We start from the raw sequence: 12,732 nt of genomic DNA on the forward strand, positions 1-12,732 counted from the left end.
TCAACGTACGAGTGTGGCGACGGTCACGCTCCAACTCGTTTGTGATCTGTCTCCATCCGCGTTGTCGCGCCCTCACACATTTCCCGACGCGCCCTTCCCAACCGAGATCTGGCTGGTGAATGGTGCTATGTGTCGGGGGTCACAAAACTCGGACCCTGCCCACGCCAGGAGTGATTACACATGGGGACGCACAACCCGGAGGGCCCTGCTCGGGTCTCCAGACGATCGTTCGTCGGATACGTCATCGGCGGCACGACGCTGATCGCAGCCGCTGACCTGGGCCTGGCTCCGCCGGCTGCCCACGCCGCACCGATCCCATCGGTTCCACAGGTCCCCGAGATCTATGACCTCAACGACTTCCTGACCCACTGCGCGATGCCGACCTCGAACCTGATCGCGATCGAGGTCGACGAGAAGGGGCACGCCCACTTCGCACTCCCGCGGATGGAGGTGGGCCAGGGCATCACCACGGCCGTCGCCATGCTGATCGCCGAGGAGCTGGAGCTCCCGGTCGACCACGTGCACGTCACGCTCGCGCCGGCGCGGCCCGAGCTGCTCTTCAACCAGCTCACCGGCGGGTCCAACACGATCATCTCCGTCTACACCCCGGTGCGCGTGGCCGCCGCCATCGCCCGCAAGGCGCTTCTCGAGGCGGGCGCGATCCTGCTCGGGACCACCGCGGCCCAGCTGATCGCCAAGGGCGGCGTGATCAGCGCCCCGGGTGGCTCCTCGGTGACGTACGGCGAGGCGGCCGCCAAGGCGGCCCAGCCGACGACCGAGAAGGTCGAGGTCGAGCTGAAGGAGACCTCCGAGCACACCGTCGTCGGCAAGCCCCATCGCCGCGTCGACGCGCGCGACGCCGTCACCGGCAAGAAGAAGTTCGCGATGGACCTCGACGTCCCCGACGCGCTGCCCACGATGGTCTGCCGCGCCCCCGAGCTCAACGGCACCCCGGACTCGATCAACAACAAGGCCGACGTCGAGAAGATGCCCGGCGTCACCCATGTCGCGACCATCCCCACCGGCGTCGCGGTCCGGGCCAAGACCTTCGGTCAGTGCATCGACGCCGTACGTGCGCTGGACGTCACCTGGAACTCGGGCACCGTGACCACGATGTCGGCCAAGCACATCAAGGCAGAGCTCAAGGCCGGGCAGATCCCGCTGGCGGTGCCGAAGATCGGGGCGACCTCGGTCGACGGCGAGTTCACCTTCCACTTCCGCAGCGGCTCGGCCCTCGAGCCCAACTGCGCGGTCGCCGACGTACGCGACGGCAAGGCCACCATCTGGGGAGGCCTGAAGTCGCCGATCACAGCCCAGGAGAAGATCGCCGCAGCTCTCGACCTGCTGCCGACCGATGTGACGGTGAACGTCGTCCAGGGCGGCGGCTCCTTCGGGCGCAAGCTGTTCTTCGATGCCGCGCTCGAAGCCGCCCACGCGTCGAAGGCGTTCGGCGCGCCGGTCAAGCTGATGTGGCACCGCGCCGACGAGCCGCGCCAGGGTCGGGTGCACCCGATGGCCGTCTCCCAGGTCCGGGCGACCGTGCTGGCCGGCAGCATCCTCACCTTCGAGCAGCGCCACGCCAGCGTGGCCTGTGACTTCACCCATGGGCTCGGCGAGCGACTGACCGCCGAGGTGGCGGCGCTGCCGACCGGCCTGTCGAACCTGAGCTTCTCAGAGACGATCTTCATGCTCGCCACCGAGCTGCCCTACAACTTCGGGGTCGTCACCCAGCTGCTCAACGAGCCGAAGCCGGCCGTCGACCGGTTCAACACCAGCTCGGTGCGCAACATCTACTCCCCCGACGTCGCCACGGCCAGCGAGCTGATGGTCGACCAGCTCGCCAAGAAGCTGAAGCAGGACCCGGTCGCCTTCCGGCGCAGGTACCTCAAGAGCGACACCGTCAAGCGGGTGCTCGACCGGGCCGCCGAGATCGGCGACTGGGGCCGATCGATGCCGGCCGGCACGGCGCAGGGCATCGCCGTCCACAAGGAGTACAAGGGCGCGACCGCCGTCCTCGTCGAGATCGACTGCCGCCCCGAGACGGTCAACCGCGAGGTGCGCGACGCGGTCACCGGACCGCGGGTCACCAAGGCCGTCGTGGTCGCCGACGTCGGCCTGGTGATCAACCCCGCCGGGGTCAAGGCCCAGATGATGGGTGGCTTCTCCGACGGGATGTGCCAGGCACTGACCTACAGCAACCACCTGATCGACGGTCAATTCCTCGAGGCCAGCTGGGACAACTCGGCCTACACCCGTCAGTGGAACGTGCCGTTCGAGTTCGAGTGCGAGGTCATGGAGTCGCACGGCAGCCAGCCGGGCGGGGTCGGCGAGGCCGGTGTGGCCGCCTCGATGGCCGCCGTCGCCTGCGCCTACGCCCGGGCCACCGGGAAGATGCCGACCGAGTTCCCGATCAACTTCCACGAGCCGCTCCACTTCGAGCCCAAGTCCTTCATCCCGTCCGTTCCCGAGTCGCCGACCGACGGCCTCGCCTACACGTTCTGAGGTCTTCGATGCCTTCTCACACCTTCCAGCTCAACGGCGAGACCGTCACCGTCGACGTCGAGGACGACGTACGCATCCTGTGGGTGCTGCGCGACATCCTCGGCGTCACCGGCCCGAAGTACGGCTGCGGCATCAACGTCTGCAAGGCCTGTACGTCGCACATCAACGGCAAGGCGTTCAACCCGTGCTCGGTGCGCGTCGCCGACATCGGCGCCGACGACGAGATCACGACCATCGAGGGCCTCGCGGACACCGCGCCGGGCGACGGCCTGCACCCGATGCAGGAGGCCTGGCTCGAGCACGACGTCGCCCAGTGCGGCTACTGCCAGCCCGGCCAGATCATGACCGCGGTCGCCCTCGTCAACAAGGTCCGCAAGGAGGGCCGAGCCATCACCGAGGCCGACCTCGACACGATCCGCAACGTCTGCCGCTGCGGGACCTACTCCCGGATCCGGGAGGCCATCAAGACCGGTCAGGACGCGATGGCCCGGGGTCTCTAGCCCCGGTCAGTCTTCGGAGAGCTCCTGCTCGATCCGCTCGACCTTCGCGGTGAGCTGGCCGGTGTAGCCGGGCCGGATGTCGGCCTTGAGCACCAGCCCGACCCGCGGGGAGACGGCGGCGACCGCGTCGACGCACTGCTTGATGACACCCATGACCTCGTCCCACTCACCTTCCAGGTTGGTGAACATCGCGTTGGTCTCGTTGGGCAGTCCGGACTCGCGGACGATGCGGATCGCCTCCGCGACAGACGCGGCCACCGAACCATCGGGGTCGTCGGTGGTCGTGGGGGCGATCGAGAAGGCGACGAGCATGTCGAAACACTATCCAAACGTTTCGGCGCCCTGCATATAGTGGCGCCGCCGGGGGCCGAAGGCGCACCGCCGGCGGGAAGGAAGGCGATGAGTGAGGGACTCGAACGGCTCGCTGCCACGCTGGGCGTGCCGGCCACGCGGCTCGCGCCGCTGGAGGCGTACGACGACCAGCAGCTGGGCCGGTTCAACGATCTGGTCCAGGGCGCGATGACCGCGGAGGACAAGGCGTTCGACGCCTCCCTCGACGAGGCGCTCAAGCTGGTGCCGAAGATGCTGCGCGGGGTCGTGCAGAAGATGCTCGGAGGTGGCCGATGACCGCCCTGACCAGCTCCCTGGAGATCACCAAGCTCGCCCACGAGATGCACGTGGACGAGTCCGAGCTCGCCTTCCTCGCGACTACTTCTCCTGATGACCTCCGCGACCTGCGCGGGATCGTCTCGCACGCGATGTTCAGCCGTCACGAGTCCCGGGTGAAGGGGCTGGCCGCGGTCAGCAAGAAGCTCCCCGCAGCCGTCACCGCCAAGATCACCGAGATCGCGATGGGTCCCATGCTCAGCGCCCGGGTCGCGGCGGTGATGGACCCGGCCGATGCCGCCAAGCTCGCCGGCCACCTGAAGCCGGAGTTCCTCGCCGAGCTCTCCGTCCACCTCGACCCGAGCCGGGTCGAGGGCATCATCGCCAAGCTCGACAGCGCTCTCGTCGTCGAGGTCGGCCGCCGGCTGCTCGCGGCGGGACATCTGCTCACCCTGGCCAGGTTCACCGGCGTCGTACGCCCCGAGACGTCGCTCGAGGTCGTCGACGGCGCCTCCGGCGCCGAGATCCTCCAGCTCGCGCTCTTCATCGACGAGCCCGCCGTGGTCGACCCGATCCTCGCCGGGCTCTCCGACGAGACCGTCGCGGAGATCGCTGCCGCCACTACCGAGCACGGCGAGGCCGCCGACGCCCTTCTCGCGGCGCTCCATGAGGACAGCCGCGCCAGGATCGCCTCACTGACCTGAGGCCGAGACGTCACCCGCGTCGGCCGAGTTGGCACACCGCTGCCATCTCGACCGGCGTACGCGACGCTTCGGCCGACCTGGCTGACCGCTCGGCAGGATGGGGAACGGCCCGCCACCCACTCGGGGCGACGGGCCGTTCGTCAGGTCAGACTCAGGCGTTGACCAGGCTGCGCAGGACGTACTGCAGGATGCCGCCGTTGCGGTAGTAGTTGGCCTCACCGGGGGTGTCGATGCGGACGACCGCGTCGAACTCGACGCCCGTGTCGGTGGTGACCTTGACCGTCTTCGGGGTGACACCCTCGTTGAGCGCGGTGATGCCGGAGATCGAGAAGGTCTCCTCACCGGTCAGGCCGAGGCTGTCGGCGTTCTGGCCCGCGGGGAACTGCAGCGGGATGACGCCCATGCCGATGAGGTTGGAGCGGTGGATGCGCTCGAACGACTCGGTGATGACCGCCTTGACGCCCAGCAGCGAGGTGCCCTTGGCGGCCCAGTCGCGAGACGAGCCGGAGCCGTACTCCTTGCCACCGAGGACGACCAGCGGGGTGCCGGCCGCGGCGTAGTTCTGCGCCGCGTCATAGATGAAGCTGACCGGAGCGTCGGGCTGGGTGAAGTCGCGGGTGTAACCACCCTCGGTGCCCGGGGCGACCTGGTTCTTGATCCGGATGTTGGCGAAGGTGCCGCGGATCATGATCTCGTGGTTGCCTCGGCGCGAGCCGTAGGAGTTGAAGTCACGCTGCTCGACACCGTGCTCGATGAGGTACTTGCCGGCCGGCGAGTCCTTCTTGATGTTGCCCGCGGGGCTGATGTGGTCGGTGGTGACCGAGTCGCCCAGCTTCAGCAGCACGCGCGCGCCCTCGATGTCGGTGACCGGCGCCGGGGTCTTCGCCATGCCCTCGAAGTAGGGAGCCTTGCGGACGTAGGTCGACTCCTCGTCCCAGGTGAAGGTGTCACCGGTCGGGGTCGGCAGGTTCTGCCAGCGCTCGTCGCCCGCGAAGACGTCGGAGTAGTCCTTGGTGAACATGTCCGAGGAGATCGCGGTGGCGATGGTCTCCTCGACCTCGGCCGGGGTCGGCCAGATGTCCCTGAGGAAGACGTCGTTGCCGTCCTGGTCCTGACCCAGCGGGTCCTCGAACAGGTTCAGGTTCATGTTGCCGGCCAGGGCGTAGGCGATGACCAGCGGCGGCGACGCGAGGTAGTTCATCTTCACGTCGGGGTTGATGCGACCCTCGAAGTTGCGGTTGCCGGAGAGGACCGAGACGACGGCGAGGTCGTGCTCGTTCACCGCGGCGGAGACCTCGGGGATGATCGGGCCCGAGTTGCCGATGCAGGTCACGCAGCCGTAGCCGACCAGGTTGAAGCCGACCTTCTCCAGGTAGGGCGTGAGGCCCGACTTGTCGTAGTAGTCGGTGACGACCTTCGAGCCCGGCGCGAGGGTGGTCTTGACCCACGGCTTGCGGGTCAGGCCCTTCTCGACGGCCTTCTTGGCCAGCAGCGCCGCGCCGATCATGACCGACGGGTTGGAGGTGTTGGTGCAGGAGGTGATCGAGGCGATCGTGACCGCGCCGTTCTCCAGCTCGAACTGCTGACCGTCGGCCAGGGTGACCGGGATCTTCGCGTCGGTCGCCTTGGAGGTGTACGTCGGCAGGTGACCCTCGAAGGAGGTCTTGGCGTCGGTGAGCGAGACGCGGTCCTGCGGGCGCTTCGGGCCGGCGATCGAGGGGACGACCGTGGAGAGGTCGAGCTCGAGCTTCTCCGAGAAGCGCGGCTCGGCGGCCGGGTCGTGCCAGAGGCCCTGCTCCTTGGCGTACTTCTCCACCAGCGCCAGCTGCTCCTCGGAGCGGCCGGTGAGCTTGAGGTAGTTGATGGTCTCCTCGTCGACCGGGAAGATCGCGATGGTGGAGCCGAACTCCGGGCTCATGTTGCCGATGGTGGCGCGGTTGGCCAGCGGCAGCGCGGTGACGCCGTCGCCGTAGAACTCGACGAACTTGCCGACCACACCGTGCTTGCGCAGCATCTCGGTGATGGTGAGCACCAGGTCGGTGGCGGTCGAGCCCTCGGGCAGGTCGCCGTTGAGCTTGAAGCCGACCACGCGCGGGATCAGCATGGAGACCGGCTGGCCGAGCAGCGCGGCCTCGGCCTCGATGCCGCCGACGCCGAAGCCGAGGACGCCCAGCCCGTTGACCATGGTGGTGTGGGAGTCGGTGCCGACGCAGGTGTCGGGGTAGGCCTGCAGCTCGCCGTCGACCTCACGGGTGAAGACGGTGCGGGCCAGGTGCTCGATGTTGACCTGGTGGACGATGCCGGTGCCCGGCGGGACGACCTTGAAGTCCTCGAACGCGGTCTGGCCCCAGCGCAGGAACTGGTAGCGCTCGCGGTTGCGCTCGTACTCGATCTCGACGTTGCGCTCGAAGGCCTCCGGGGTGCCGAAGACCTCGGCGATCACGGAGTGGTCGATGACCATCTCGGCGGGCGAGAGCGGGTTGATCTTGGTCGGGTCGCCACCGAGCTCGGCCGCAGCCTCGCGCAGGGTGGCCAGGTCGACGATGCAGGGCACGCCGGTGAAGTCCTGCATGATCACGCGCGCCGGCGTGTACTGGATCTCCTTGTCGGGCTCGGCGGTCTCGTCCCAGCCCGCCAGCGCCTTGATGTCCTCGGCGGTGATGTTCGCGCCGTCCTCGGTGCGCAGGAGGTTCTCCAGCAGCACCTTCAGCGAGAAGGGCAGCGACGCGACGTCGAGGCCCTCACCCTTGACCGCATCCAGGCGGAAGATCTCGTAGGACTTACCGTCCACGTCCAGGGTGCTCTTGGCACCGAAGCTGTCCTTGCTGGCCAACGCGTTCATCTCCTTGCTCGCGTCTACAGACGTACGAATTCAAGTCTTTGAGGCCCATCCTGCCCCGGCCACCCGGGCCGGGAAAACAAAGGCTCACCTAACCTTTTACGACGGACGTGCCGTCGATCTCTTGATATCAAGATACATGATGTCGAACGACATTTCGAATCACCACGGCGCGCCGTGTTGTGACCACCGCCGCTGACAGCGATCCTCGGATGCTCCATGATTGGCCCGACCCCGATGAACTGAGGAGAGCCTTGAGCACCCTGATCGCCGTCGTGGCGCTGGTGATCGCCGTGGCCGCCGCCGCTGTCGCATGGCGCCTGCGGCGCGCCAACAAGGCGCTGCGTGCCGAGACCATCGGTCTGCTGTGGCGGTTGGAGCAGGCCGACATCTCGGCCCCGCGCACCGCCTACGCCGAGCTTCCGCCCGAGGACCGGCTGCTGAGCATCCGCATCCTCAACCCGCTCGAGCTGGCCTCCGCCCAGACCAAGGCGGCGACGATGCTGCACAAGGTGCGGCCGGCGCTGCTCTCCAAGATGGTCTACGACCAGGCCGCCGAGTCGTTGCGCGAGCGGCTCGCCGACGAGGGCGTCGTGGCGGAGGTCAAGGTCCATGCTGGTCGCTAGCCTCGCCCTGCTCGGCGTGCTCGGCACCGGCGTCGTCGTCGCTCTCGCCCTCCTGGAGCAGCGACGTCTGGAGCAGGCCCTGGAGGACGTACGCCTCGCGGACCTGAAGGCGCGCACCTCGCTCGCCGAGGCCGAGCGCGCCGCCGACTGGCTCAGCCCCATCACCGACCCGATCACCGCACCGTTCGCGGAGGCGACCCGGTCGGTGGCCGGTGCGCTGGCGCGCGTGGTGCCCTACTCCGGGCGCCGTACGCCGCGCGTGCTCAACGCGATGCCGGCCACCACCACCGGCGAGCTGCTCGGCACGCTCGGCCCGCACCTGGACGAGGCCGTCCTGGACCGCCGGCAGCTGATCACCGATCTCTCCGACGACCCCACGATGGCTATGCAGATCGTCCGCGACGTCTAACGGCTCATCTCGAGCCATTCGCTGGGCGACATCCCGTACGTGGCCCGGAACCGTCGCCCGAAGTGGGAGAGGCTCTTGAAACCCCAGCGATACGCGACGCCGGCGACCGAGACACCTGTGATGGAGGCGCGGGCGAGCTCTTCGTGCGCCCTGTTGAGCCGTTGACGGATGATCCACTGCTCGAGGTGCACGCCGGAACGCGCGCACACCTTGTAGAGCTGCCGGACGGAGACGTGGTGGTCCGCCGCGATGCGCGAGGCATCGAGGTCGGCCTCCCCCAGATGCTGGGAGACGTACGCCTTCACGCTCATCAACAACGCGTCCTCGTGCTCCTCACGATCCAGCTCGTCTCCGACCGCGCTGGCCAGCAGGGCCCGCGTGAGAGCGACCGTCGATGTCCCCAAGGAGGTCGCGGCGGCGGCGTTGAGATCGTCCGCCACGCGGCGTACACCGGCGAGATGGTGCCAGAACAGCGGCGCCAGCGGACTGGTGCCGATGAGCCTGAGGGCGGGCGCGACCATGCCCTCGGGCATACCGAGCAGACGCAGCGGGACCTTGACCGTCAACGTACGGGTGTCGGTCACATGATGGAGATAGGGCTCGGTGACGAGCGTGGCCCAGATACCAGCGGGCGCGACCGAGATGTCGTGACCGAGATGCTGATGCATGCCGCGCCCCTCCAGACCGCACGTCACGAGCACCGCGTCCTCCTCGGGGGCCGGGCTACGTCGTGAACGACGCAGCGTGTGGGCCGAGCAGCGGGTGTCGAAGACGGTCACCCCGCCGACGTCCCACACGTCCATGGCCATGTGGAGACGTTCGCCGGCGCGGTCGGGAGTCATGAACGTCGCGGACGCGGCTCTGGTGATGGTCTCGGTGATCGCCGAGCGTCGCTCGCGCACCGGCACTGAGGCACTGTCGAAGACGAGCATGACAGCCTTCCGGAGGTGGGGACGGGCTGACGGGAGCCCGAGGTGCCCGACGTGACGACGATATCCCGGAATCCGCGTCCCTGGGTGCACAGCGCATGCCCCTACGCGCCCTCCGTGGCCGCGACCGGCGCGTAGGGCGGCCGCCGGCGCCACGATCGAGGTCAGGCACCGATCGGGTGGTGTCGACGCAACGCATCCGACCCAAGGAGCATCCGATGTCACGACCTCACTTCTCACCCAGGCCGGCCCGTGCAGCGGTGCTGGCACCGATCCTCGTCCTGCTGACTGCTCTCCTGACCGGCGCGACCCAGCCCTCGGTGGCCGGCACGGCTCTCCCGGCGGGAACATCGGCGGCCAAGCCGACCGTCGTCCTCGTCCACGGCGCCTTCGCCGACGCGTCGGGCTGGAACGACGTCGCGGCCAGCCTGGCCGCGAAGGGATACCCCGTGGTGGCGCCGCCCAACCCGCTGCGCGGGCTGACCTCCGACACCGCCTACCTGGAGACGTTCCTCTCCACCATCTCGGGACCGATCGTCCTGGTCGGCCACTCCTACGGCGGCGCCGTGATCACCAACGCCGCCACCGGCGACCCGGACGTCAAGGCGCTCGTCTACATCGCGGCGTACGCCTTGGACGAGGGCGAGAACGTCGCCGCGGCCAACGAGCTCGGCGGCGGGCACTCCGACCTGCTCGAGCACATCGTCGTACGTCCCTACCCGGGCGCCCCTGAAGGCGACGGAGACGTCTACGTCGACCCCGCGGCGTTCCGCTCGATCTTCGCCCATGACCTGCCGCGCGCGCAGACCGTGGCGATGGCGGCCGGGCAGCGGCCCGCGACCTTCGGAGCGCTGGTCACACCGTCGGCCGAGCCCGCCTGGCGGACGGTGCCGTCCTGGTACCTCATCGCCGGCGACGACCACCTCATCCCGCCGCTCGCCCAGGCGGCGATGGCCGAGCGCGCCGGCGCTCGCACCCGCACCGTGGACAGCTCGCACGTCGCGATGATGAGCCACCCTCGGGCCACGACCGAGATGATCCTCCAGGCCGCCTACGCCACCAGCCGGTCCGGCCGGCCATGAGCACCGTGATGAACGCGATCATCACCGACGACGGCACCGAGATCCACTACCGCGACTGGGGCAGCGGCAGGCCCGTCGTGCTGTCGCACGGCTGGCCGCTCAACGCCGACAGCTGGGAGTCGCAGCAGCTGTTCCTGGCCGAGCACGGCTACCGGGCGATCGCCCACGACCGGCGCGGCCATGGCCGCTCGACCCAGACGTGGGAGGGCAACGACATGGACACCTACGCCGACGACCTGGACTGCCTGATCTCGACCCTCGATCTGCGCGAGGTGACCTTGGTCGGCTTCTCCACCGGAGGCGGCGAGGTGGTCCGCTACCTGGCCCGGCACGGGTCCGCCCGGGTACGCCAGCTCGTTCTGGTCTCGGCCGTGCCACCGTTCATGCTCCGTACGCCCGACAATCCCGAGGGCCTGCCGGCGGATGGCTTCGACGCGCTGCGCGCCGGCTCGCGGGCCGACCGCTCCCAGCTCTACCGGGACCTCGCCGACGGCCCGTTCTTCGGCAACAACCGCGCGGGCGCGACCGTCTCCCAGGGCGTACGCGACTCGTTCTGGCTCCAGGGGCTTCAGGCGGGCGCGCGGAACGCCTACGAGTGCATCGCGGCGTTCTCGGCGACCGACTTCCGCGCCGACCTGACGGGGCTCGACGTACCGACCCTGGTCATCCACGGCGACGACGACCAGGTCGTGCCACTCGCCGTGGGTGGCGCCCGGTCGGCCGAGCTGGTCGACGGCGCCGAGCTGGTCGTCTACCCCGGCGCCCCGCACGGCATCACCGACACCCACAAGGAGCAGCTCAGCGCCGACCTGCTCCGGTTCCTCGACTCATCACCGACATCGCTCGACAGACAAGGAGCACACCATGCCTGACCGCCCGAACACCGCCCCCGACACCGTCGTCCTCGTCCACGGACTGTGGATGACTCCACGCAGCTGGGAGGGGTGGGTGGCGCACTACGAGGCCAAGGGCCTCACCGTGGTCGCCCCCACCTACCCCGGCTTCGAGATCGAGGTCGAGGCCCTGCGCGAGAACCCCGACATCATCGCGAACCTGACCGTGACCGAAACGGTCGACCACCTCGCGAAGGTCATCGAGTCGCTCTCCGCGCCGCCGATCATCATGGGTCACTCCTTCGGCGGAACCCTGACGCAGCTGCTGCTCGCACGCGGGCTCGGCGCCGCCGGGGTCGTCGTGGACTCGGCACCCACCGAGGGCGTACGGGTCAACCCGATCTCGCAGGCCCGCTCGCTGTTCCCGGCCCTGAAGAACCCCGCCAACCGGCACAAGGCGGTCGCGTTCACACCCGAGGAGTTCCACTACGCCTTCACCAACACGCTCACCGAGGAGGAGTCGCTCGCGGCCTGGGAGCGCTACGCGATCGCCGCTCCCGGAAACTGGGTGTGGGAGTACGGCCTGTTCGCCAACTTCAAGCCGGGCCACCAGGACACCTGGGTCGACTACGGCGCCGACCGGGCACCGCTGCTGTTCATCGCCGGGGAGAAGGACCACATCATGCCGCCGTCGGTGAACAGGTCGAACGCCAAGCACTACGCCAAGTCGCCCGCGCTCACCGACTACCACGAGTTCCCGGGCCGCGATCACTGGATCTGTGCCGCTCCAGGGTGGGAGGAGGTGGCCGACCACGCCCTGGACTGGGCCCTTCGGAACGCGTCGCCGGTGACGGGCGCCGTCACGAGCTGAGGCCGGCCAGCCTCTCGCGCAGGCGGTCCCGCTCGTCGTCGGTGAGCGGGACCGCGAGCTCCTCGAGGTAGGCCATCACCTCGTCGAGCCCGATCTCGCGGTGCTCGGTCTCCTCGCCGTGGCGGCGGATGGTGACGGTGTTGTGGGTGAGGCTGATGTGTCGGTCCTCGAGGAGCTTGGTGGCGATCATCCGGTGACGGAAGTGCACCGTCGGGTGGGTGCTGGTGTAGTGGTGGCCGAGCGCGACGTCGCTGGGCACGACCAAAGCCTCGTCATGGGTGTGCATGAGCTCCCAGCCGTCGTCCTTGGCGCGCTCCAGCGCCCAGCCATGCTCGCCCCACCGCACCCGGTGGCTGATGCCCCGGACCTCGTCGACCGCGCCGTCGACCATCGGGATCGGGCGCCAGACGCTCAGCCCGAACCCGGGATCGGCCAGCAGCCGCTCGCCGTCGAGATCGACGACGACCACCAGATGCGTACGTCCGGCCGCGGTCGGGTCGGCGCCCACCCGCGCCAGCCGCCGCTCAACGGCGAAGCCCAGCCGGTCCAGCACCGCCGCGAACAGCGTGCCGTGCTCGAAGCAGTAGCCACCCCTCCCCCGGCCCACGAACTTCCCCTGCACGTCGGGCAGGTCGACCCCGGGATGCTGGTCGAGCAGCACGTCGATGTTGTCGAAGGTGAAGGTACGCAGGTGGGCGTCGTAGATCTCCTCCAGCGCCTCCCGCGACGGGCCGGGTGGCTCGGGCACCCCGATCCGCTCCAGGTACGCCGTCAGGTCGAGCCGGTCGGTCCCCCACAGGTCATCGCTCACGGGAGCATCTCAACGCCGAT

13 protein-coding genes are annotated in these 12,732 nt (G+C 68.9%); 9 read left to right on the forward strand and 4 right to left on the reverse strand.

Features of this window, described 5'->3' with window-relative positions; all coding sequences use genetic code 11:
* The first annotated feature begins 180 nt into the window (after window positions 1-180).
* Window positions 181-2,502: a molybdopterin cofactor-binding domain-containing protein gene (locus tag ABTX24_RS10070; protein ID WP_350839280.1), complete on the forward strand. Its 2,322-nt coding sequence runs from the start codon at window positions 181-183 to the stop codon at window positions 2,500-2,502.
* A gap of 8 nt (window positions 2,503-2,510) precedes the next feature.
* Window positions 2,511-3,002 carry a (2Fe-2S)-binding protein gene (locus tag ABTX24_RS10075; RefSeq protein WP_160023146.1) on the forward strand — a complete coding sequence of 164 codons (492 nt, stop codon included), beginning with the start codon at window positions 2,511-2,513 and terminating at the stop codon, window positions 3,000-3,002.
* A 6-nt stretch (window positions 3,003-3,008) separates the two neighbouring features.
* On the opposite strand, the gene ABTX24_RS10080 is transcribed toward ABTX24_RS10075, so the two are convergent.
* Window positions 3,009-3,314: a thiamine-binding protein gene (locus ABTX24_RS10080; protein ID WP_160023144.1), complete on the reverse strand. Its 306-nt coding sequence runs from the start codon at window positions 3,312-3,314 to the stop codon at window positions 3,009-3,011.
* An 87-nt stretch (window positions 3,315-3,401) separates the two neighbouring features.
* Here ABTX24_RS10080 and ABTX24_RS10085 point away from each other — a divergent pair, with 87 nt between their 5' ends.
* Both ABTX24_RS10085 and ABTX24_RS10090 read left to right on the forward strand, forming a co-directional pair.
* Window positions 3,402-3,629 (forward strand): hypothetical protein, encoded by a 228-nt coding sequence (locus tag ABTX24_RS10085; RefSeq protein ID WP_350839282.1) that lies wholly within the window; start codon window positions 3,402-3,404, stop codon window positions 3,627-3,629.
* Entirely contained in the window at window positions 3,626-4,312 is a 687-nt protein-coding gene (locus tag ABTX24_RS10090) for a hypothetical protein (protein WP_350839284.1), read from the forward strand. The genes ABTX24_RS10085 and ABTX24_RS10090 overlap by 4 nt, the downstream gene beginning before the upstream one ends.
* 151 nt (window positions 4,313-4,463) lie before the next feature.
* On the opposite strand, the gene acnA is transcribed toward ABTX24_RS10090, so the two are convergent.
* On the reverse strand, window positions 4,464-7,154 hold the full coding sequence (acnA, locus tag ABTX24_RS10095; protein ID WP_350839286.1) for an aconitate hydratase AcnA: 2,691 nt from the start codon (window positions 7,152-7,154) through the stop codon (window positions 4,464-4,466).
* A gap of 251 nt (window positions 7,155-7,405) precedes the next feature.
* Here acnA and ABTX24_RS10100 point away from each other — a divergent pair, with 251 nt between their 5' ends.
* Window positions 7,406-7,777, forward strand: coding sequence for a hypothetical protein (locus ABTX24_RS10100; protein ID WP_141804792.1), 372 nt, complete (start codon window positions 7,406-7,408; stop codon window positions 7,775-7,777).
* Window positions 7,764-8,186 (forward strand): hypothetical protein, encoded by a 423-nt coding sequence (locus ABTX24_RS10105; RefSeq protein WP_160023136.1) that lies wholly within the window; start codon window positions 7,764-7,766, stop codon window positions 8,184-8,186. Before ABTX24_RS10100 ends, ABTX24_RS10105 begins: the two co-directional genes overlap by 14 nt.
* Here ABTX24_RS10105 and ABTX24_RS10110 read toward each other — a convergent pair.
* Entirely contained in the window at window positions 8,183-9,118 is a 936-nt protein-coding gene (locus ABTX24_RS10110; RefSeq protein ID WP_350839288.1) for a helix-turn-helix domain-containing protein, read from the reverse strand. The two genes, ABTX24_RS10105 and ABTX24_RS10110, sit on opposite strands and share 4 nt — an antisense overlap.
* A 215-nt stretch (window positions 9,119-9,333) precedes the next feature.
* Between ABTX24_RS10110 and ABTX24_RS10115 the strand changes: the two genes are divergently transcribed.
* From ABTX24_RS10115 to ABTX24_RS10125, 3 genes are read left to right on the forward strand one after another with little or no spacing between them, the layout of a single operon-like run.
* Window positions 9,334-10,197, forward strand: a complete 864-nt coding sequence (locus ABTX24_RS10115) for an alpha/beta fold hydrolase (protein ID WP_160023132.1) — start codon at window positions 9,334-9,336, stop codon at window positions 10,195-10,197.
* Window positions 10,198-10,205: 8 nt separating this feature from the next.
* Window positions 10,206-11,069 carry an alpha/beta fold hydrolase gene (locus tag ABTX24_RS10120; protein WP_160023130.1) on the forward strand — a complete coding sequence of 288 codons (864 nt, stop codon included), beginning with the start codon at window positions 10,206-10,208 and terminating at the stop codon, window positions 11,067-11,069.
* A complete protein-coding gene (locus tag ABTX24_RS10125) occupies window positions 11,062-11,901 on the forward strand; it encodes an alpha/beta hydrolase (protein ID WP_350839290.1) in 840 nt (279 codons plus the stop codon). The genes ABTX24_RS10120 and ABTX24_RS10125 overlap by 8 nt, the downstream gene beginning before the upstream one ends.
* Here the strand turns inward: ABTX24_RS10125 and ABTX24_RS10130 are convergent.
* Window positions 11,891-12,712 carry an arylamine N-acetyltransferase family protein gene (locus ABTX24_RS10130; RefSeq protein ID WP_350839292.1) on the reverse strand — a complete coding sequence of 274 codons (822 nt, stop codon included), beginning with the start codon at window positions 12,710-12,712 and terminating at the stop codon, window positions 11,891-11,893. The genes ABTX24_RS10125 and ABTX24_RS10130 overlap by 11 nt on opposite strands.
* Between the last annotated feature and the right edge of the window lie 20 nt (window positions 12,713-12,732).

It is taken from the genome of Nocardioides sp. NPDC127514, from assembly GCF_040302125.1.
In the GTDB taxonomy this organism is placed as follows: Bacteria; Actinomycetota; Actinomycetes; order Propionibacteriales; family Nocardioidaceae; genus Nocardioides.